This window comes from Kitasatospora sp. NPDC051702, assembly GCF_040681575.1.
Classification (GTDB): domain Bacteria; phylum Actinomycetota; class Actinomycetes; order Streptomycetales; family Streptomycetaceae; genus Kitasatospora.
The window spans coordinates 32,456-50,950 of the sequence record NZ_JBFAZB010000059.1 but is presented as its reverse complement, the minus strand read 5'-3'; the positions used below and the strand labels follow the sequence as shown (position 1 = coordinate 50,950).

General features: G+C 75.2%; 16 protein-coding genes and 2 pseudogenes. 9 read left to right on the top strand and 9 right to left on the bottom strand.

Annotated features, from left to right (window positions below):
- The first annotated feature begins 102 nt into the window (after positions 1–102).
- Together AB0N04_RS34140 and AB0N04_RS34135 are read left to right on the top strand one after the other, a co-directional pair.
- On the top strand, positions 103–399 hold the full coding sequence (locus AB0N04_RS34140; RefSeq protein ID WP_360213024.1) for a hypothetical protein: 297 nt from the start codon (positions 103–105) through the stop codon (positions 397–399).
- Between the two features lie 35 nt (positions 400–434).
- On the top strand, positions 435–1,649 hold the full coding sequence (locus AB0N04_RS34135) for a DUF5958 family protein (protein ID WP_360213022.1): 1,215 nt from the start codon (positions 435–437) through the stop codon (positions 1,647–1,649).
- A gap of 41 nt (positions 1,650–1,690) precedes the next feature.
- Here the strand turns inward: AB0N04_RS34135 and AB0N04_RS34130 are convergent, their stop codons facing one another.
- The 4 genes from AB0N04_RS34130 to AB0N04_RS34115 form a co-directional block, all read right to left on the bottom strand.
- Complete coding sequence (locus tag AB0N04_RS34130) at positions 1,691–2,362, bottom strand: tetratricopeptide repeat protein (protein ID WP_360213020.1); 672 nt, start codon at positions 2,360–2,362, stop codon at positions 1,691–1,693.
- Positions 2,363–2,378: 16 nt separating this feature from the next.
- A complete protein-coding gene (locus AB0N04_RS34125) occupies positions 2,379–2,708 on the bottom strand; it encodes a cupin domain-containing protein (RefSeq protein ID WP_360213018.1) in 330 nt (109 codons plus the stop codon).
- A gap of 158 nt (positions 2,709–2,866) precedes the next feature.
- Complete coding sequence (locus AB0N04_RS34120) at positions 2,867–3,775, bottom strand: aminoglycoside phosphotransferase family protein (RefSeq protein ID WP_360213016.1); 909 nt, start codon at positions 3,773–3,775, stop codon at positions 2,867–2,869.
- Between the two features lie 165 nt (positions 3,776–3,940).
- Positions 3,941–4,858 carry a helix-turn-helix transcriptional regulator gene (locus AB0N04_RS34115; RefSeq protein WP_360213106.1) on the bottom strand — a complete coding sequence of 306 codons (918 nt, stop codon included), beginning with the start codon at positions 4,856–4,858 and terminating at the stop codon, positions 3,941–3,943.
- 112 nt (positions 4,859–4,970) lie between these two features.
- On the opposite strand from AB0N04_RS34115, the gene AB0N04_RS34110 reads away from it, so the two are divergent.
- On the top strand, positions 4,971–5,708 hold the full coding sequence (locus AB0N04_RS34110) for an SDR family oxidoreductase (RefSeq protein ID WP_360213014.1): 738 nt from the start codon (positions 4,971–4,973) through the stop codon (positions 5,706–5,708).
- Between the two features lie 91 nt (positions 5,709–5,799).
- Here AB0N04_RS34110 and AB0N04_RS34105 read toward each other — a convergent pair whose 3' ends face one another.
- The 4 genes and pseudogenes from AB0N04_RS34105 to AB0N04_RS34090 form a co-directional block, all read right to left on the bottom strand.
- On the bottom strand, positions 5,800–6,465 hold the full coding sequence (locus AB0N04_RS34105; protein WP_360213012.1) for an HAD family hydrolase: 666 nt from the start codon (positions 6,463–6,465) through the stop codon (positions 5,800–5,802).
- 165 nt (positions 6,466–6,630) lie between these two features.
- Positions 6,631–7,359, bottom strand: a pseudogene (locus tag AB0N04_RS34100) (putative Ig domain-containing protein); the annotation flags it as partial.
- Between the two features lie 201 nt (positions 7,360–7,560).
- Positions 7,561–8,157 (bottom strand): annotated as a pseudogene (locus AB0N04_RS34095) (trypsin-like peptidase domain-containing protein); the annotation flags it as partial.
- A gap of 351 nt (positions 8,158–8,508) precedes the next feature.
- Positions 8,509–9,468, bottom strand: a complete 960-nt coding sequence (locus tag AB0N04_RS34090; protein WP_360213010.1) for a hypothetical protein — start codon at positions 9,466–9,468, stop codon at positions 8,509–8,511.
- Between the two features lie 161 nt (positions 9,469–9,629).
- On the opposite strand from AB0N04_RS34090, the gene AB0N04_RS34085 reads away from it, so the two are divergent.
- Positions 9,630–10,751 carry an alpha/beta hydrolase-fold protein gene (locus tag AB0N04_RS34085; RefSeq protein ID WP_360213008.1) on the top strand — a complete coding sequence of 374 codons (1,122 nt, stop codon included), beginning with the start codon at positions 9,630–9,632 and terminating at the stop codon, positions 10,749–10,751.
- Between the two features lie 140 nt (positions 10,752–10,891).
- The gene (locus AB0N04_RS34080) at positions 10,892–13,462 is read left to right on the top strand and encodes a glycosyltransferase family 39 protein (RefSeq protein ID WP_360213006.1); all 2,571 of its coding nucleotides are present in this window, start codon (positions 10,892–10,894) and stop codon (positions 13,460–13,462) included.
- A gap of 103 nt (positions 13,463–13,565) precedes the next feature.
- On the opposite strand, the gene moaA is transcribed toward AB0N04_RS34080, so the two are convergent.
- Entirely contained in the window at positions 13,566–14,561 is a 996-nt protein-coding gene (gene moaA / locus AB0N04_RS34075; RefSeq protein WP_360213004.1) for a GTP 3',8-cyclase MoaA, read from the bottom strand.
- A gap of 146 nt (positions 14,562–14,707) precedes the next feature.
- Between moaA and AB0N04_RS34070 the strand changes: the two genes are divergently transcribed.
- The 4 genes from AB0N04_RS34070 to AB0N04_RS34055 all read left to right on the top strand — a co-directional run bounded on the left by AB0N04_RS34070 (position 14,708) and on the right by AB0N04_RS34055 (position 18,488).
- Entirely contained in the window at positions 14,708–15,319 is a 612-nt protein-coding gene (locus AB0N04_RS34070; RefSeq protein ID WP_360213002.1) for a nucleotidyltransferase family protein, read from the top strand.
- 162 nt (positions 15,320–15,481) lie between these two features.
- Positions 15,482–16,342: a hypothetical protein gene (locus AB0N04_RS34065; RefSeq protein ID WP_360213000.1), complete on the top strand. Its 861-nt coding sequence runs from the start codon at positions 15,482–15,484 to the stop codon at positions 16,340–16,342.
- Positions 16,343–16,543: 201 nt separating this feature from the next.
- Positions 16,544–17,386 carry a hypothetical protein gene (locus tag AB0N04_RS34060; RefSeq protein ID WP_360212998.1) on the top strand — a complete coding sequence of 281 codons (843 nt, stop codon included), beginning with the start codon at positions 16,544–16,546 and terminating at the stop codon, positions 17,384–17,386.
- 166 nt (positions 17,387–17,552) lie between these two features.
- Complete coding sequence (locus AB0N04_RS34055; protein WP_360212996.1) at positions 17,553–18,488, top strand: (2Fe-2S)-binding protein; 936 nt, start codon at positions 17,553–17,555, stop codon at positions 18,486–18,488.
- Positions 18,489–18,495: the final 7 nt, after the last annotated feature.

The window sequence follows — 18,495 nt, the reverse complement described above, 5'->3', positions numbered from 1 at the left end:
GAGTCCATGCGGAGCATCGGCGACTGACGAGAAGCCGGCGAGGTGCGTGCCCCGGCGGCGACCGCCTGGCGTGATCCGAAAGACACGCCCTAGGCTCCCGCCGTGGCACAGAGCGAACTGCTGGTCGACATCCGCGAGTACACCGTCGAGTCGCTGACGGACCTCCGCGCGGCACTCGTCGCCGTCAACCACGAGGCCCTGCACCACTGGCAGGGCCGCAGCCTGGACGCCCTCTGGGACATCATCGAGAACCGGGGCTTCTCCGACCTGCTCGACTCCCACGACGTCCTGGTCGTCCGGGCCCGCCGCAGCGCCTTCCTCTCCCCGGAGCACCCGCTCGGCCGGACCCTGCTGGAGCTGTTCCACGACGCCACCCACGCCCGGCTGGAACTCTGCTGACCCGGCTCGTGCGACGGACGAAGGGGGGGTGGGCCGTGACCCGGGAACTGCCCGAGCGGCACGTGGTCCTCAACGAGCTGGCGCAGGGCCTGCGGCCGCTGGCCCAGGGGATCGACTGGTTCGACGGGCTGCCCGGCGAGGAGCAGCGGCTCGCGCTGCGGGACCTCGCCGCGTTCGCCGTACAGGCCCGCGCCACCACCGAGGACGGCGTGGCCGCCGTCCGCCCGGCCGGGCTCAAACCGACCCACACCCCCTCGGTGCTGCTCTCCGGCGGGCGCATCGAGCACCGGCTGGGGGCGGTCGCCCGCCTGGAGCCGCCGCACGAGCGGCGCAAGGCCTTCCGGCTGCTGGTCCACGTGCTGGCGCTCGCCGACGCCCGGCGCCGGGAGCGCTTCTGCCGCGACGGCTGCTCCCACGCCTGGCACCGGCTGGGGCCCGCCCGGCCGCCGGGCGCCGCGTCCGGCACCACGGACTGGTCGCGGCTCACCCACGCGTACGGCACCGCCGAGGACGTCCCGGTCCGGCTCGCGCGCCTCGCCGCCGACCCCACCCCGCAGGGCTGGGACGCCCTCTGGTCCGCCCTGTGCCCCGACGACACCGTCCACCCGGCGGGCTTCGCGGCGCTGCCGGGACTGCTCGACATCGCGGGCGGGCTCGACCAGCAGCGCACCCTGCCGGCCCTGGCCCTGGCCGGTGCCATCGTGGCGGGTGCCGACCAGCCCCACGGGGCCGGGAACGTCCGCGCCCGGTACGCCACCGAGATCGCCGCCCTGCGCGCGCTGGCCGAGGAGCACCGGCGGACGGCCCCCTGCGTGCGGGACTACGCCGCCTCCCTGGACGCGCAGTTGAGCCTCGAGGGCGGTCCGGCCTGGGCCGGGGAGCTCACCCTGGGGATCATCGTGCAGCAGTACGAGCTGACCTGCCCGGCGTGCGCGGCGGAGGTCCTGGTCGTCGTCGGCGACCGCGGCCGGTACTCCCGCCCCGGCGGCCGGGCCCTCGCCACCGCCGGTGCCGACGCCGGCTCGGCCGGCCACGCCGCGACCCACCCGCTGCGGCCGGCCGACCCGGCGGACCTCCGCGGCACCGCCCGCCGCCTGTACGACCTGGCGGTCGCCGACCACCGGCCGGCCGTCGCGGCCGTGCTGGCCTGTGCGTTCGGCACCGCGACCTGCCCGGGCTGCGGGGCGGACTTCCCGGTGGCCGAGCGGATCGCCGCGGCCGCCGGGGAACCGGGGACCGCACCGGCCTGACTCCCTGACCGCCCGGGGCCGCGCGCCGCGCCTTCGCCCGGTCAGACCCCGTCCGAGCCCCGCTCGAGCCCGAGGTCCGTCCGGGCTCCGGTGATCCACCCGAGCACGCCGTACGCGTCGGTGTCCTCCGCGAGCGCGGTGGCCTCACGCAGCAACTCGGCCGCGTCCGCACGCCGTTGCTCCTGCCCGGCGATGTAGGCGAGGCCGGCCAGGTTGGCCGCGACGCCGGGAGCGAAGTCGGCCTCGCGCCGCAGGCGGGTCGACTCCTCCAGGTGGGCGCGGGCCTCCGGGAGGCGGCCGGCCATGTGGTCGAGGATGCCGAGATGACGCAGCGCGTAGGAGGCGGTGAGGGTGTCGCCGGCCCCGCGGGCGAGGTCCAGGGAGCGCCGGAGCAGCGGCTGGGCGGTGTCGTGGTCCCCGCGCACCACCTGGTGGTAGACGGCGATCCAGAACAGCGCCTCGCCGCGGCCCCGGTCGTCGCCGAGCCCGGCGTAGAGCCGCTCCGCCCGTTCGAAGAGCGCCAGTTCCTCCTCGGACTCCTCCTGCCGGGCCACGAAGCGGGCGTGGACCACCCGGCCGCGGGCCAGGGCGAGATCCGCCTCGACCGCGTCGAGACACCGGTCGGCCCGGGTCAGTGCGCCGGTGTCGCCCCCGAAAACCGCTTGCTCGTAGAGCCGTTCGGCTTGCTGCACACGATCGTCGATTCCGGTCATGGGGCGATCGTATCGATCACCCCTCCCCCGGGCCCGCCGTCTCGACGATCAGCAGACTCCCCCGGCTCCCCGCCCGGACCGCGTGCCGCGCCCCCGCCGGAACCACCACCAGCTCTCCCGAACGCAGCGTCATGTCGGCTTCCTCGACGTACAGTTGCAGCACCCCGTCGACGACCAGCAGCACCTCGGCCGCGGCGTGCGACTCCACCGGCAGCTCCCGCCCGTCCATCCGCAGCAGCTTCACCTCGGCGGCCCCGACCAGCCCCAGCACCCGGGACTGCCAGGCCTGCGGCAGCCGGGCCGCGCACTCGTTCACGTTCACGTTCATCAGGTCGACCGGGTTCACGGCATGCCTCCCCGCGGTCCGCCCGCCCGGTGGGGGGAGGCGTCCGCGCATCGCGTTCAGTGGATGCCGAGGACGCTACCCGCCCGGCGCCGCCCGTTGGTCGACCGTTCGGTAAAGACTGCCGGACCGCTCCGCGCGGCCCTCGCCCCCGCGAGGTGCTACGCGTGCCGGCCGACGGCCGGCGAGGCGTGCTCGGCCAGCACCTGCGCGACGACGTACCGGGCGATGTCCGCCATGACGGGATTGGTCTCCCGGTAGTAGTCCAGTTCGGCCACCGCGATCGACAGGGCCCAGCCCCGGCCGCGTGCCCAGGCCGCGTCGTCGGCCCCCACCGCCGCCCGGAAGTCGCCCCGGACGGCCGCCGGGAGCACGTACCAGGCCGGGATCAGGTCGACGGCGCCGTCCCCCAGTCCGGCGCACCCGAAGTCGATGACCGCACTCAGCCGGCCGCCGGAGACGAGCAGGTTGCCCGGCTGCAGGTCGGCGTGGATCCAGACGGGCGGGCCGGACGGCCCCGGGGCCTCCAGGGCCGCCTCCCAGGCGTCGGTCGCGGCGCGGGTGTCGACGATCCCGTGCAGCCCCGCGATCGCCGCCCGGGTCTGGCCGTCCCGTTCCGCGAGGGGTTCGCTGCGGTAGGCGGCGGGGCCGCCCGCCGGGTCCACCCGGTGCAGGGCACCGACGAAACCGGCCAGGTCGCCGGCCAGCAGCGCGGGCTCCTCGGCCCGGCCCGCCACCGGATTGGCCCCGTCCAGCCAGCGGAAGACCGACCACGGCCACGGGTACCCCGCGACCGGCCCGCCCACGCCCAGCGGTGCGGGGACGGGCACCGGCAGGGCCGGGGCCAGGCGCGGCAGCCACGCGTGCTCCTTGGCGATGTCCTCGGCGGCGGCCGGGATCCGCGGCAGGCGCACCACCATGTCCGCGCCGAGCCGGTACATGGCGTTGTTGGTGCCGGCCGAGTCGACCCGTTCGACCGGCAGGCCGGCCCACTGCGGGAACCGTTCGGCGAGCAACGCGCGCACCAGCGCCTCGTCGATGTCCCACTCGTCCGCGTGCATCGCGCCCATGCCTGTGGCTCCCCCTCGCTCGGTCCGGTCACGTGCCGGCGGCCGGGCTCACGCACCTGCGGGTACGGCCCCGGCCGGCTCGGACCCCGTCCGGTGGACCGGGCCGGGCACGGGGCCCGAATCTTCCACCGGGGTGCCGGGCCCGCAACCGGATTTCGGCGGCCCTCACCCCCGCGCGGCGAGGTCCGTGCGGTCGGTGAGGCCGTGACGGCCGTCGAGGTCCCGGCCACCGGCGAGGTCCTGACTGCCGGAGAGGTCCTGACTGCCCACCACCTTGAGCAGCCGCAGCGCCGCGTGCGAGGGGGTGCCGGGCGCCGCCGTGTAGAGGATCACCCACTGATCGCGGTGCGGGTCGTGCAGCGCCTCGCAGTCGAGGTCGAGCGGGCCGACCACCGGGTGGAGGATCCGCTTGCGGGTGGAGCGCCGGACCTCGACGTCCTGACGCGCCCAGAGCTCGCGGAACTCCGCGCTCGCGGCCACCAGGCGGTCGACCAGCCCGCGCAGCTCGCTGTCGGCCGGGTAGCGGGCGGCGGCGACCCGCAGGTCGGCGACCGCACGGAGGGCGAACTTCGCGGCGCCGTCCGGGTCGTGGCGGGCGCGGGTGTCCGGGTCGGTGAAGAAGCGCCAGATCATGTTGCGCTCGCCGGGCGGCAGGACGGAGAAGTCGCCGAGCAGCGCGGCCGCCATGGCGTTCCAGGCGAGCACGTCCCGGGCGGCGCTGCAGACCATCGCCGGGGTGTCGTCGAGACGGTCGAGCAGGTGCAGCAGCCCGGGCCGCACCTCCCGCGGCGGGCCGGCCGGCGGCAGCGGCGGCTCGCCCACCAGGTGGTGCAGATGGGCGCGTTCGTCGTCGGACAGCCGCAGCGCCCGGCTGATCGCCCCGATCATCTGGCGCGACGGGCGCGGCCCCCGGCCCTGTTCGAGGCGGATGTAGTACTCCACCGACATCCCGGCGAGCTGGGCGACCTCCTGGCGGCGCAGGCCCGGGGTGCGCCGGCGCCCGCCCGCGGGCAGGCCGACGTCGGACGGCTGGATGCGGGCGCGCCAGCGCCGCAGGAAGGCGGCCAGCTCCGCCCGGTCCACGTGTTCCACGCCGTCCAGTCTCGCCGGGCGGCCGACGCGCCACCATGGCACCGCCGGTACCACCCTCGACAGTGCTCTCCCGGGCGTCGCCGCCCCCGGTCAGGGTGGGGCCATGACCGACAACCGCATCGTCCTCGTCACCGGCGCCAACAAGGGCATCGGCTTCGCCACCGCCCGCGAACTCGCCCGCTCCGGGCACACCGTGCTGATCGGCGCCCGCGACCCCGGCCGCGGCGCGGCCGCCGCCGCGGAGCTCGCCGCGCAGGGCCTCGACGCCCGTTTCGTCCACCTCGACGTCACCGACCCGGAGTCGGCCGCCGCGGCGGCCCGCCGGATCGACGCCGAGCACGGCCGCCTGGACACCCTGGTGAACAACGCGGGCACCGCCCTCGACTACGGCCACACCCCGCAGACCCTGCCCCTGGAGGCGCTGCGCGCGACCTACGAGACCAACGTGTTCGGCGTGGTCACCGTGACCAACGCGATGATCCCCCTGCTGCGCCGCTCGCCGGCGGCCCGGATCGGCAACGTCTCCAGCGGTCTGGCCAGCTTCGCCGGCTTCCTCTCCCGCCCGGAGAACCCGGTCTGGGAGCACGCGACCCTGCTCGCCTACAACTCCTCGAAGGCCGCGCTCAACGCCGTCACCCTGGTGTACGCCCGCGAGCTGCGCGGCACCGGGATCAGGGTCGACGCGCTGGAGCCGGGCTACTGCGCGACCGATCTGAACGGCCACGCCGGCCCGGCGAGCGCGGAGGAGGGCGGGCGGGCGATCGCCGCCCAGGTCGGCGGGCCGGGTGACGGCCCGACGGGCTCGTTCTTCCGCCCGGGCGGCGGCACCCACCCGTGGTGACCGGCGCCCGCCGGTGACCGCTGCCCGCCGGCGGCCGGCGACCGATGCCCGGCGCGTCCGGCCGTGCGTCCGGCCCTGCGTCAGGCAGACCCTAGGCGGGCTGGACGGCCCCGGCGGCGATGAGGGCGGGCAGCCGGCGCATGTCGTCGAAGACGACGGTGTCCGGCCCCGCCAGCCGCTCCGCGGGGGTCACGCCGCCCGCGTAGCCGAGCGAGCGCATCCCGGCGGCCCGGGCGGCCTCGACGCCCGGGCGGCTGTCCTCGACGACGATGCACGCGGCCGGGTCGACGCCCATGGACCGGGCGGCGTGCAGGAAGAGGTCGGGCCAGGGCTTGCCGCGTCCGACGTCGGTGGCGGAGAAGATCCGGCCGGCGAAGTGCCCGTGCAGGCCCGTCCGGCCGAGGGTGTGGCGCATCTTCTCGTGCGAGCCGCTGGAGGCCACGCAGGTGGGCAGGGTGATCGCGGCCAGCGCCTCGGGCAGACCGTCGACCGGGGTCAGTTCGGCGTCCACGGCCTCGGCGTGGAGCTCGACGAAGCGCTTGGCCCACACCTGCGCGGTCTCCTCCCCGAGCCGGTCGGCGACCAGCGTGTGGTTGGCCGCCTCGGAGCGTCCGACGAACCGCTCGATCGCCTCGGCCTCGGTCAGCGGCCAGCCCAGCTCCGCGCCGAGGCGCAGCAGCACGCGCACGGCGATGACCTCGCTGTCCACGAGGACGCCGTCACAGTCGAATATCACCAGTTCGATCGGCTTGATCATCCCCACAGGATAGGCATCCGTCCGGACCGGCCACCGGGCGGCCCGGAGCCGGCCGGCGGCCGTTCGCCGAAGTCACGGGCCCGGAGGGGGAGTTCACCGTCGATGCCGGGCCCGGCCCGCGGGGTCCGTGGACTCCGCGGGCCGGGCGCTCGAACCGGACGGGCCTCAGCCGGTCTGGACGGAGGTGTCGTCGATCACGAAGCTCGTCTGCAGCGAGGAGTCCTCGACGCCGTTGAACTTCAGGGTGACGCTCTGGCCCGCGTAGGACGAGAGGTCGAAGGTGCGCTGCTGGTAGCCGGCCGCGGCGTCCACGTTGCTGTAGGTCTTCAGCGTGGTGCCGTTGGCCGAGAGGGTCAGCTTGTCGTAGGCGGTGGAGCCGGTCTCGGCGGTGTCGATGTGCAGCCAGAAGCTCAGCGTCGCCTTGCAGCCGGCCGGGATGGTGACGGTCTGCGCGAGGGAGTCGGTGTGGCTGGAGCCGTAGCCGTTCAGCCAGGCCTTCCAGGAGCCGCCGTGGGCCGCCTGCGAGGAGCTGTTGTCGACGACGCCGGAGCTGGTCGTCCACGGGGAGGCGCTGCCGGTCTCGAAGCCGGCGTTGCCGAGCAGCTGGGCCGGGGTGCAGGTGCCGCCGCCACCGCCGGTGACGGTCCAGGTGAAGCCTGCGGTGGCGGTCTTGCCGGCGGAGTCCGTGACCGTGACGGTCACGTTGGAGGTGCCGGCGGCGGTGGCGGTGCCGCTGATCAGCCCGGTGGAGGCGTTGATCGACAGGCCGGCCGGGAGGCCGGTCGCGCCGTACGACAGCGGGGCGGTGCCGCCGGAGGCGTTGATCTGCAGGCTGACCGAGCCGTTGAGCGCGGTGGACTGGTTGCCCGGGTTGCTCACGGAGACGGCGCTGCCGGCGGGCTTGGTGAGCAGGCAGCCGGCGACGTTGAGGTCGATGGCCCGGTTGGCGCCGAGGCAGGTGGTGAACCAGTAGGTCTCCTCACCGTAGCTCTGGCCCTTGAACGCCTTGGTGGTGCCGTCGGCGGCGACCTCGCAGGGGTTGTCGAGGGTGCACATCTCGCCGTTGTCGTTGCCGGTGTTGTTGATGCCGACGATCCGCCCGCTGGCGGAGTCGACGATCGGCGAGCCGGAGGTGCCGTGCGTGGTGTTGCAGCCGGAGCTGTAGCGCAGCGAGTCGTGCCAGGTCCACTGGTCCTCGCGCAGGGTGGGCACGAACCCGTTGACGGAGCAGTTCCACACCTGCTTCCAGTACGAGGAGGGTATGTACATGGCGGAGCCGTCGACCGGGTGGCTGTCGTTGATGGTCAGCGCGGTGGCGCCGTACTTGGAGCTGATCGAGGCGTAGGTGTCGGTGAGCTGGTAGAGCGCGACGTCGGTGCCGGTCATCGTCGCGTAGAGCACCTTGTCGGCCTGGACGGTGCCGAGGGTGTTGCCGGCGCCGTTGAGCAGGGTGCCGCTGCGGCTCGCGCTGGCGTTCTGGATGACCTGGCCCGCGGTGGGCATGGTCGGCAGGCAGTGGCCGTTGGTGAGCATGAGCGCCCGGTCGGCGGACACGGAGCTCGGGTAACGCACCAGCGACGCCGAGCAGTTGCTCAGGGCGATGGTGGAGGTCAGGTCGCTGGCCTGGACCGCGTGCGCGGGGGCGGCGGCGAGGGTCAGCCCGCCCGCGACGACGGCGCTCACACCCGCCATCGCGACAACTCTCTTCAGCATGGCTCTCCTTGTGGGGGATCGCGGGGTGTACGACTGGTCGCCGAGGCCCGCGCCGCACGAAAGTGCCATGGTCACTTCAAGCGGTCAACCGTCCTGACCGAACTCGCCACCGCCGATCGGCGGTCGTGCCACCGGGCGGGGGCCATCCGCCCCGGTATGCCCGTTACGCGCGCAACCGACGGCACCCCCGGGCACCACGGGTGCCAGGAGGTGCCAGAAGGTACCGACGGTAGGTCAGAACGCCTGCGACGAAGACGAGTCGGGAGAATCCGTCCGAAGGCCAGGACACCCGGCGCCCCGGCACCCCGGCACCCACGCCCACGCCCACGGCTACGGCTGCGGGAAGGAGTCCGCGTCCACGCTGTCGGTCTTCGCGTTGCCGCCCGCCGTCGGCTGGAGGGTGATCGACCAGGACGTCGCGGTGCGGCCGGTCTCGAACGCCAGCGTGTCCTGGAACTTGGTGAAGCGGCAGCTCTGCGTGAAGGCCTTCGCGTCGGAGTCCCAGTCCACGCCGCCGGAGAAGAACACCTCGTAGGTGCCGTCCTCGACGCCCTCGATGCTGGCCTTCGCCCCCTTGGCCACGTACACCGAGTGCACCGACTTGCCGTTCAGCGCGAGCGAGACCACCGCGTCCGACTTGCCGCCGTTGTCGACCTTGAACACGCCCTCGCCGCGCAGCCTCCCCTCCCGGACCAGGGTGCCGTTGTCCAGCGAGCGGGACTGCTGCTTCGGCGTCTGCGGCGCCGCGAAGGTCGTCTGAAAGCCCAGCGCCGCCATCTTCGCCAGGGCCGAACCCACCCCCGCCAGGCCCTCGGAGGCACCGAGCTCGGCCTGGGCCGAACCCAGCGCGCAGACCCCCTTGTTCTTGATGTCCTTGCGGACCCCGGCCGCGTCGGAGGAGAGCTTGGTCAGCGAGGCCACCAGCTCGGCCCGCGCCGTGGCGGCCTCCGGCGGCTCGCTCGCCCAGCGCAGGTCACTGCCCGCGGTCGTCGCGGCGCTGCCGATCGTGCCGAGCAACGTGTCGAACTCGCCCAGGGTCTTCGCCGTGGACACCTGGCCCAGCGCCTTGGCGAGCGGGTCGATGCCCTTGGCGAGCACCGGGCCGTACGGCGGCCTGGTCGGGGTGGGGAGCGGTGTCGGGGTCTCGGCCTGCACCGGCACCGCGGTGACCGTCGCCGTCGACGGCCCCGCGGCCGCCCCGCCACCACCACCGCCCCCGGAGCACGCGGCGCACGCGGCGAGCAGCAGCGCGGTACCGACGGCCAGACCTGTCTTGCTGATGGACTCCATGGAACCCCGCCCCGGTGACGTCTCGTACACACTGCGTGCACGACCCCGCCGCCATGGTGCCGACCCCGCCCAGGCCGGTCAACCGGATTCGCGGTTTCCGGCGGAAGGGCTACGTCAGGGGGCGTACGGGGGCGCCGACGGAGGTCAACTACGATCGGCCCGTGCTCAGTCTCACCGGCCTCCCGCTCCAGATCGCCGCCTCGGTCATCGCGATCCTCGTCTTCGCCGCCACCATGTGGCTCTGGCCGCGGTTCGGCGGGAAGGGCTGGAAGTCCTGGGCGGGCCGGATCGGCGCCTTCCTCGCCGCCCAGGTCTCCGTGCTGGTCGCGATGGGCCTGATCGCCAACGGCTACTTCGGCTTCTACAGCTCCTGGACCGACCTGCTCGGCACCAGCGGCGGCCTGGGCACGGTGGTCGACCACTCGCCCAACGCCTCCGGGGTGTCCGTCACCGGCGAGCAGAAGTTCTACTCCGCCCAGGGCTCGGAGCCCGACCGCTCCGGGCTGATCCAGAAGGTCGACGTCAAAGGAGCGGGCAGCGGCCTGAGCAGCGAGGCCTACGTCTACCTGCCCCCGCAGTACTTCCAGCCGGACTACGCCAAGCAGCGCTTCCCGATGGCCCTGGTGCTCACCGGCTACCCCGGCACCCCGGAGAAGCTGATCTCGCTGATGCAGTACCCGGCGTCCACCCTCTCCGCGATCGAGCAGAAGAAGCTGCCGCCGACCATCCTGGTGATGACCCGCCCCACGCTCGTCGGCAACCGGGACACCGAGTGCGTCGACGTCCCGAACGGCCCGCAGGTGGAGACCTTCTTCACCAGCGACCTGCCCAAGGCCCTCGCCACCTCCTACCGGATCGGCACCGACCCGGCGAACCGCGCCGTGATCGGGAACTCCACCGGCGGCTACTGCGCCCTCAAGTTCGCGCTGCGCAAGCCCGACTCCTACCGCGCGGCGGTCGCGCTCTCCGGCTACTACAGCGCGGCCCACGACGAGACCACCGGCGACCTCTTCGGCGGCAGCGACCGGCTGAAGCAGGAGAACGACCTGCTGTGGCGGCTGAAGAACCAGCCGCCGGCCCCGGTCTCCCTGCTGCTGACCACCGCCAACGACGAGAACAACTTCGGCGAGACCCAGGCCATGGTCGGCGCCTTCAAGGCCCCGACCAAGATGTCCACCATCACCCTGGACACCGCCGGCCACAACTTCCACACCTGGACCCGGGAGATCCCCCCGGCCCTGGAGTGGCTGGGCAAGCACCTCTCGATGCCGCCCGCGGCGTAGCCGAAGCCCGGACCCGACAGGGGGCCGGCAGGGCTCCGGCAGGGCTCCGGCAGGGCCCGACGGGGCGCGGTCCCGAGATCACACCCACCTCACAGCCGCGTCTCACGCTCCTCTCAGCCGCGCCACGCAGCGTATGGCGCATGACCACGACCAGCTACTCCACTCCGGCCGGGGACCCGTGGCCCGAGGCCGCGAACTTCCCGCCGCCGGAGGTGCCGCAGCCGGACCCCGCCCAGCCGGACCCGGCACCGCTCTTCCCCGAGCAACCCCTGCCGCCCACCGGTCCCAAGGGCGTCGCCTCCTGGTCCGGCCGGCTGCGCACCCTGCCCGCCCGCACCTGGCGCGGGCGGGCGGACGACCCGCGCTGGGTGCGCCCGGCCCTGCTGGCACTGCTGGCCGCCACCGCCGTCCTCTACCTCTGGGGCCTGAGCGCCTCGGGCTGGGCCAACGCCTTCTACTCGGCCGCCGTCCAGGCCGGCAGCCAGAGCTGGAAGGCCCTGTTCTTCGGCTCCTCCGACGCCGGCAACTTCATCACCGTCGACAAGCCGCCGCTGTCGCTGTGGCCGATGGCCCTGTCGGCGCGGATCTTCGGGCTCTCCTCCTGGTCCGTCCTGGCCCCGCAGGCGCTGATGGGCGCCGCCACCGTCGGCGTGCTGTACGCGACGGTGCGCAGACGCTTCTCCCCGCTCGGCGGTCTGCTCGCCGGGGCCGCGCTGGCGCTCACCCCGGTGGCGGCGCTGATGTTCCGCTTCAACAACCCGGACGCGCTGCTGGCCCTGCTGCTCACCCTGGCCGGCTACGGGCTGGTGCGGGCGATCGAGGCGGCCGGCACCCGGTGGCTGCTGTTCACCGGGGTGATGTTCGGCCTGGCCTTCCTCACCAAGACCCTGCAGGCCTTCCTGGTGCTGCCCGCCTTCGCGCTGGTCTACCTGGTGGTCGCGCCGACCGGCCTGTGGCGCCGGGTGCGCCAGCTGCTGCTGGCCGGCGCCGCGATGGTGGTCGCCGGCGGCTGGTGGGTGGCCGTCGTCGAACTGCTGCCGGCCTCCGCCCGCCCGTACATCGGCGGCTCGCAGGACAACAGCTTCCTCTCCCTCACCTTCGGCTACAACGGCCTCGGCCGGATCAACGGCGACGAGACCGGCAGCGTCGGCGGCGGCGGCCGGCTCCCGGCCGGCATCGAGGCACCGACCGGCGCGATGCGCGGCGGCCGCGGCTGGGGCGAGACCGGCATCACCCGGCTGTTCGACGGCGACATCGGCGGGCAGATCGCCTGGCTGCTGCCGGCCGCACTGATCCTGCTGGTCGCCGGCCTCTGGGCGACCCGCCGCTACGGCCGGACGGACACCGCGCGCGCGGCGTTCCTGGTCTGGGGCGGGGCGCTGCTCTCCACCGCGCTGGTGTTCAGCTTCATGTCCGGCATCTTCCACCAGTACTACACGGTGGCGCTGGCCCCGGCCGTCGCGGCGCTGGTCGGCATGGGCGTGGACGGGCTGTGGCGGGCGCGGCACCGGTTGCCGTGGGCGCTGGTGCTGGCCGGCACCCTCGCGGTGACGGCGGTCTGGGCGTTCGTCCTGCTCGGGCGCAGCGGGGACTTCCTGCCGTGGCTGCGCTGGGCGGTGCTGGTCGGCGGCCTGGCCGCGGCGGTCGCGCTGGTGGCCGGGCAGTTCGCGGGCCGGGTCGACGGCCGGCGGGGGGCGCGGATCGCCTCCGTGTCGGGCCTGGTGGGCCTGGCGGCGGCGCTCGGCGGTCCGGCGGCCTACGCGGTGGACACCGTCGGCACGCCGCACACCGGCTCCATCGTGACGGCCGGACCGGCCGTGCAGGGCGCCTTCGGGCCGGGCGGCGGCGGCCGCGGCGGCAAGGGCTTCGCCGGCAACGGCCGGATGTTCCTGCCGGGCGGGCAGAACGGCGGCGGCGTCAACGGCGTCCCGCCGCAGGGCGGTGCCGGCGGGTTCACCGGCGGCGGCCAGAACGGCGGCGGGTTCCCGGGCGGCGGCGTCAACGGCGGTGCCCAGGGCGGCAACGGCGGCTTCCCGGGCGGCGGTTCGGGCAACGGCTCGGGCAACGGCAACGGCTCGGGCGGTTTCCCGAACGGCGGCGACGGCGGTCACCGGGAGCGCGGCAGCGGCGGCGCGAACGGCACCGGCAGGTCCGGCGGGGGCACCGGCGGCTTCAACGGCGGTGGGCAGAACGGCGGCGGCTTCAACGGCGGCAACGGGTTCAACGGCGGCCAGAACGGCGGCGACCGCTCGGGCGGCTTCCCCGGCCCCGGGGGCACGGGCGGCCCCGGGGGCATGGGCGGGCTGCTCGGCGGCACCAAGGTGAGCGACGAGGCGGCCTCCCTGCTGGAGGAGAACGCCGACCACTACACCTGGGCGGCTGCCACCAGCGGCTCGCAGAACGCGGCCAGCTACCAACTCGCCACCGGCAAGCCGGTGATGGCCCTCGGCGGCTTCAACGGCACCGATCCCTCGCTCAGCCTGGCCGGCTTCCAGAAATACGTCCAGGAGGGCAAGGTGCACTGGTTCATCGGCGGCGGCTCGGCCCGGGGCTTCGGGGCCGGCGGTGCCAACGGCGCCGAGGGCGGCCGGGGCGACGGCCGGGAGCAGGAGTCCGAGACGGCCCAGATCGAGAGCTGGGTGGCGAGCCACTTCACCGCGAAGACGGTCGGCTCCACCACCTTCTACGACCTGACGGCCCCGCTCTCCTGACCGTCCCGCGCTCGGGGGCGCACCGCCGGCCGGCGGTGCGCCTCCGAGCGTGTTCGCGGCGGTGTTCCCCGGGTCCTCTCCCCGGGTCCTCCGCGGGGGCTCGTCAGCCGCCGATCGCGGACATCGGGCGGTCGGGCCGGACGAAGTCTGCGGAGTCGATGGCGTGCCCGGGACCCTTGCGCCCGATGGTGGCCCGCCAGGCCTCCTCGATCCGGTCGTCGTCGGCGCCGCCGCGCAGCAGGGCCCGCAGGTCGGACTCCTCGGTGGCGAACAGGCAGTTGCGCAGCTGGCCGTCGGCGGTCAGCCGGACCCGGTCGCAGCCGCCGCAGAAGGGGCGGGTGACGGAGGCGATCACCCCGATGACGGTGTCGGTGCCGGCGATCCGCCACTCCTCGGCCGGGGCGTTGCCGTGCCGGCCGACCGGCACCAGGTCGAAGCGGGTGCCGAGTTCGGCCAGGATCTCGTCGGCGGTGACCATCGTCGCCCGGTCCCAGGCGCCCTGGGCGTCCAGCGGCATCGACTCGATGAACCGCATCCGGTACCCGTGCTCGAGGGCGAACTCGGCCAGCGCGACGATCTCGTCCTCGTTCACGCCGCGCACCGGCACCGCGTTGACCTTCACCGGGTCGAGGCCGGCCGCTCGGGCGGCCGCCAGCCCGGCGAACACGTCCGCGATCCGGTCCCGGCGCGTGATCCGCGCGTACCGCTCGGGGCTCAGGGTGTCCAGGCTGACGTTCACCCGGTGCAGCCCCGCCTCGCGCAGCGCCACCGCCGTGCGGGCCAGGCCGATCCCGTTGGTGGTGAGCGAGACCTCCGGCCCGAGCGCGGTGATCCGCCCGACGAGCGCCGGCAGGCCCCGGCGCAGCAGCGGCTCCCCGCCGGTCAGCCGCACCGAGGTGATCCCCAGCCGGCCGACGGCGATCCGCACCAGCCGCAGCACCTCGTCGTCGCTCAGCACCTCGGCCTTCGGCAGCCAGTTCAGGCCTTCGGCCGGCATGCAGTAGGTGCAGCGCAGGTTGCAGCGGTCGGTGAGCGAGACCCGCAGGTCGGTGTGGACCCTGCCGAAGCGGTCCAGCAGCGGGCGCGGTGCGGTGTTCATCGACCCAGTACAGGGGCTGGCGGGCCGCAGGGCCAGCGGCCGAACCACCGGGGACCGTCCCCGACCTGCGGGTTCGCCTTGTGCATTCGTACAACTGTGGCTTCCTACGGCTGCGGGCGGGCCGCCCGGGCGGGCAGGCTGGGCCCATGCAGACCACCGAGACCCCACCCGGCCCCGTCGCCGCGCTGGTGCTCGCCGCGGGCGGCGGCCGGCGCCTGGGCGGACGGCCCAAGGCCCTCGTCCGGTACGCGGGCCGGCCCCTGGTCGAGCACGCGGTGGCCGTGGTGCGGGCCGGCGGCTGCCCGGACGTGACGGTGGTGCTCGGCGCCGAGGGCCACCGGGTCCGTTCGACGGCGCACCTGCCGGGCTGCCGGCTGGTGGACAACCCGGACTGGGCCGAGGGCATGGGCTCCTCGCTGCGGGCCGGCCTGGCGGCGCTGGCACCCGGCACGTCGGCGGTGCTGGTGATGCTGGTGGACACCCCCGGCGTCACCCCGGCCGCGGTGGCCCGCCTGCTGGCCGCGCACCGGGCCGGTGCCGAGCTGGCCGCCGCGGCCTACGACGGGCGGCGCGGACACCCCGTGCTGATCGGCGCCCGGCACTTCGCGGAGGCGGCCGCGGGCGCCCGCGGCGACGCCGGGGCCCGCGCGCTGCTGGCCGCGCACCGGGCGGCCACCACCCTGGTCGAGTGCGCCGACGTCGCCGTCCCGGACGACCTGGACACCCCCGCCGACCTGGCCCGCTGGGCGGCCGGCTGACCCCTCCCGCCCCTCCGGGTGCCCGAAGCACCCGGAGCCCGCACGGACCGGGCGCACACCCCTGATCCATCCCGGAGGATTGCCCCATTCCGCGCCAAGCGCCCGCTGTTTCGGGGAGCATGGAAACGTCCCACCACCCGACTCGAACGGACGGAGCCCGCGATGGCCGGACTGCCCGACGACTTCACCGGACACGACCCCGCCCTGCCAGGGCCAGGGGCGGGCGGTGGCGCCCGGGCGATCCGCTGCCCCGCCTGCCGCCGGGAGCACCTGTACGAACCACCCTCGCTGCCCTGTCCGTGCGGCGCCTCCCTGAAGGTGCCGCTGCTGCGCGGCGGGGTGCCGGTGCAGGTCCGGTTCCGCTCCTGGGAGGACTCCTGGCTGAGCATGCGCTGCCCGCACTGCGGCCGCTCCGACCAGTGGCCGCAGCCCGAGTTCACCTGCAACTGCGGCGCCACCGTACGGCTCCCCGTGGACCGCACCACCCGGCTCGGCGGCGGCACCGCCGGACCGCTCGCCGCCCCCGGCCCACAGACCTCCCGCCCGCACCCCGCCCACCCGATGGGCGCACCGGTGCCCGCCCCGCCCGGCGGCTCCGCCGGCCCCGGCGGCCGGCCCAGGCCGTTCCGGCACCGCGCACCGTTCCGCCCGCACCCGGTGCGCACCTCGCAGGACGCGGTGTTCACCGCCGCCCGCTACCTGGAGTGGCTCGGCTTCGACGACCTGGAGCTGACGGAGGCCCAGGAACGCGACGGGGTGACCCTGTTGGGCAGCCGGATGGTCGCCCAGGTGGACACCTGGACCGAGCCGGCCGACGTGAAGTCGGTGGAGTGCCTGTGGCTGCAGACCCTGCACGCCGAGGAGATGGCCGCCGCCATGTTCACCCTCGCCGGCTACTCCCACCAGGCCACCGTGCGCGGCGAGCAGCTGCTGGTCGCCCTGTTCAGCCTGGACCTGGCCGGGGTGCCGCAGCCCGCGAACGGCGCCGCCGAGGCGCTGATGGAGACCGGCTGGACGTCCTGACCCGACCGGAACCCCTCTAGATCATTTCCTCCGCCGACGCAAGAACCTCCGCTCGTGATCTGGTGCACAAGCTCACCCCCGTGTTGAATTGCCGCCACAGCGCGGGCCTTCGCGCTGCCGTCGCCATGCTGGCGGGAGTTGACGGCAGCGCAGCTGGGGCAGGCCCGTGCCCTGCTGGATGGCGCACACAAGGAGGTGGCGTTGTCGGAGCACGGATGGAACCCGAGCGGCCCGGACGAACGGGGGCGGGCGGCAGCGGAGGAACCGGGCGACACCGTGTGGCGGCTGAGGTCACGGGGGTGCTGGCAGGAGGCGGCCGAACTGCTGCGCCCGGCTGCCGAACGGGACCCGGAAGCGGCCCTCGCCCGAGCCGAACTCCTCATCGAACAGTGCCTCTTCACCGCCGCGCACTGGGCCCAGGCGGAACAGGCGCTGCGCCTGGCCGAAGCCCTGGCGACCGGCACCGAGCAGCGCGCGGCCGCCGCCTGCGCCCGCGGCTTCCTGGCGTACCTGGCCAGCGTGCTCGGCCCGCGGGACCGCCTGGACGAGGCCCAGGCCGCCCTCGGGCGCACCTCGGCACTGCTGCCGCCGGATGCCCCGGGCCGTCCGCTGCTGGACTTCCGGCGCGGGCTGGTCGCCGAGAACCTGCTGCGCGACCGCGGCGCGGCCTGGATCGCCTACCGGCGCGCGCACGACGGCGCCGGCGAGCGGGGGGACGAGCTGCTGCGCTCCTACACCTGGCGCCACCTGGCCGCGCTGGCGCTGGCCCGCGGGGACCGCGGCCACGCCCGCGAGGGCTTCGACGCCTCGCTGCGGCTGCGCGAGCAACTCGGGTTCACGGTGGGGGTCGCGCCGGCGCTCGCGGCGCTCGCGGAGGTGTCCGAACCCGCCGAGGCGGCCCGGCTGCGCGCCGAGGCGGCCCGGCTGGTGCACGCGCTGGGCGGGGTGCCGGTGTGGCTCGCACGCCAGCTGGGCACCGTCCACGCGCCGGGGGCTCCCCCGGACGGACGCATCGTCCGCGAGACCCGGGGAACAATCAGCTAAGGTGAGCCTAACCTGGCCGGGGCGAGCAGTGCCCCGGCCGGGTCGCCTTGCCGTTCCCCGGGCACCGCCATGCCCTCCTCCGGCCGGGCCCGACGGGCACCCCGCCCGGCCGGGCGGCGCCGGGCGGTCCACGGGCGGTCCCCGGTCGACCCGATGGGGCCCGCCCATGTCCGCGAGCAGCACCCGGCCCGGCGTCGCGCCGCGCGCCCCCCGTACCACCGAGGCGCACGCCCACGACCCCGTGCCCGACCCGGCCGCCCCCGGCACCGCCGCGTACCGTCGGCTCGCCGTGCTCGCCCCCGTCCTGCGGGTGCGCTGCGCCCCGCCGCGACGCGACGACGGCTGGATCCCGGCCGCCGACCTGGCCGCCCGCCCCGAGGCGCTGCGCGAACTGATCACCCACGACGCCCGGCAGGGTTCCGCCCGCTACGGCCGGCCGCTGCGCCCGGACGTCGCGGCCGGCTTCGCACTGCACCGCTTCGTCTGGCCGGTCTCCCTGCTCTTCACGGTGCCGTGGTTCCTGGAGCGGCGCGTCCCGCTGCTCACCCCGGCGGACGTCTCGGTGCGCCGCGAGGCCGGCTCGGCCGAACTGACCGTCCGTCCGGGCGCCTTCGCCTGCCTCCCGGACGACCCGGTGGCCGGGGCTCCGCGGGCCCGCCCGGTACCGGACGAGGCCGCGCTGGCCGGCGAACTCCGCTGCGCCCTGGGCGCGTTCCTCGCCCCACTGCTGACCGCCTTCCGTCCGGAGGTGCGGCGCGGTCCGCGGGTGCTGTGGGCGATGGCCACCGACGCGGTGGTGGAGGGGCTCTGGTACGTCGGCGGACTGCTCGGCGAGCAGGAGCGGGCGCGCGACGAACTGTCCGCGCTGCTGCGGCCCCCGTCCGCCGACGGGGGCCCGGAGGCACCGGCGCGCACGCCCGGCGCGGCGGACTGCGCCGCTCCGGCTCCGGCCCCCTTCACTCCGAACGCCGGTTTCGCGGCGGCGGAAGCCGGGTGCACCGGCGCTTCGGACACCGACCGGGCCCGGGCCAGCTGCTGCCTCGTCTACACCGTGCGGCCCGAGGAGATGTGCGGCGGCTGTCCGCGCGTCACGCGGAGTTGACGCACAC

What these genes read in the sequence shown, in the direction of transcription:
- AB0N04_RS34130 (WP_360213020.1), bottom strand. Translation starts at nt 2,362, where the DNA reads ATGACCGGAATCGACGATCGTGTGCAGCAAGCCGAACGGCTCTACGAG.
- AB0N04_RS34120 (WP_360213016.1), bottom strand. Translation starts at nt 3,775, where the DNA reads ATGGGCGCGATGCACGCGGACGAGTGGGACATCGACGAGGCGCTGGTG.
- AB0N04_RS34110 (WP_360213014.1), top strand. Translation starts at nt 4,971, where the DNA reads ATGACCGACAACCGCATCGTCCTCGTCACCGGCGCCAACAAGGGCATC.
- AB0N04_RS34105 (WP_360213012.1), bottom strand. Translation starts at nt 6,465, where the DNA reads ATGATCAAGCCGATCGAACTGGTGATATTCGACTGTGACGGCGTCCTC.
- AB0N04_RS34090 (WP_360213010.1), bottom strand. Translation starts at nt 9,468, where the DNA reads ATGGAGTCCATCAGCAAGACAGGTCTGGCCGTCGGTACCGCGCTGCTG.
- AB0N04_RS34080 (WP_360213006.1), top strand. Translation starts at nt 10,892, where the DNA reads ATGACCACGACCAGCTACTCCACTCCGGCCGGGGACCCGTGGCCCGAG.
- moaA (WP_360213004.1), bottom strand. Translation starts at nt 14,561, where the DNA reads ATGAACACCGCACCGCGCCCGCTGCTGGACCGCTTCGGCAGGGTCCAC.
- AB0N04_RS34070 (WP_360213002.1), top strand. Translation starts at nt 14,708, where the DNA reads ATGCAGACCACCGAGACCCCACCCGGCCCCGTCGCCGCGCTGGTGCTC.
- AB0N04_RS34065 (WP_360213000.1), top strand. Translation starts at nt 15,482, where the DNA reads ATGGCCGGACTGCCCGACGACTTCACCGGACACGACCCCGCCCTGCCA.
- AB0N04_RS34055 (WP_360212996.1), top strand. Translation starts at nt 17,553, where the DNA reads ATGTCCGCGAGCAGCACCCGGCCCGGCGTCGCGCCGCGCGCCCCCCGT.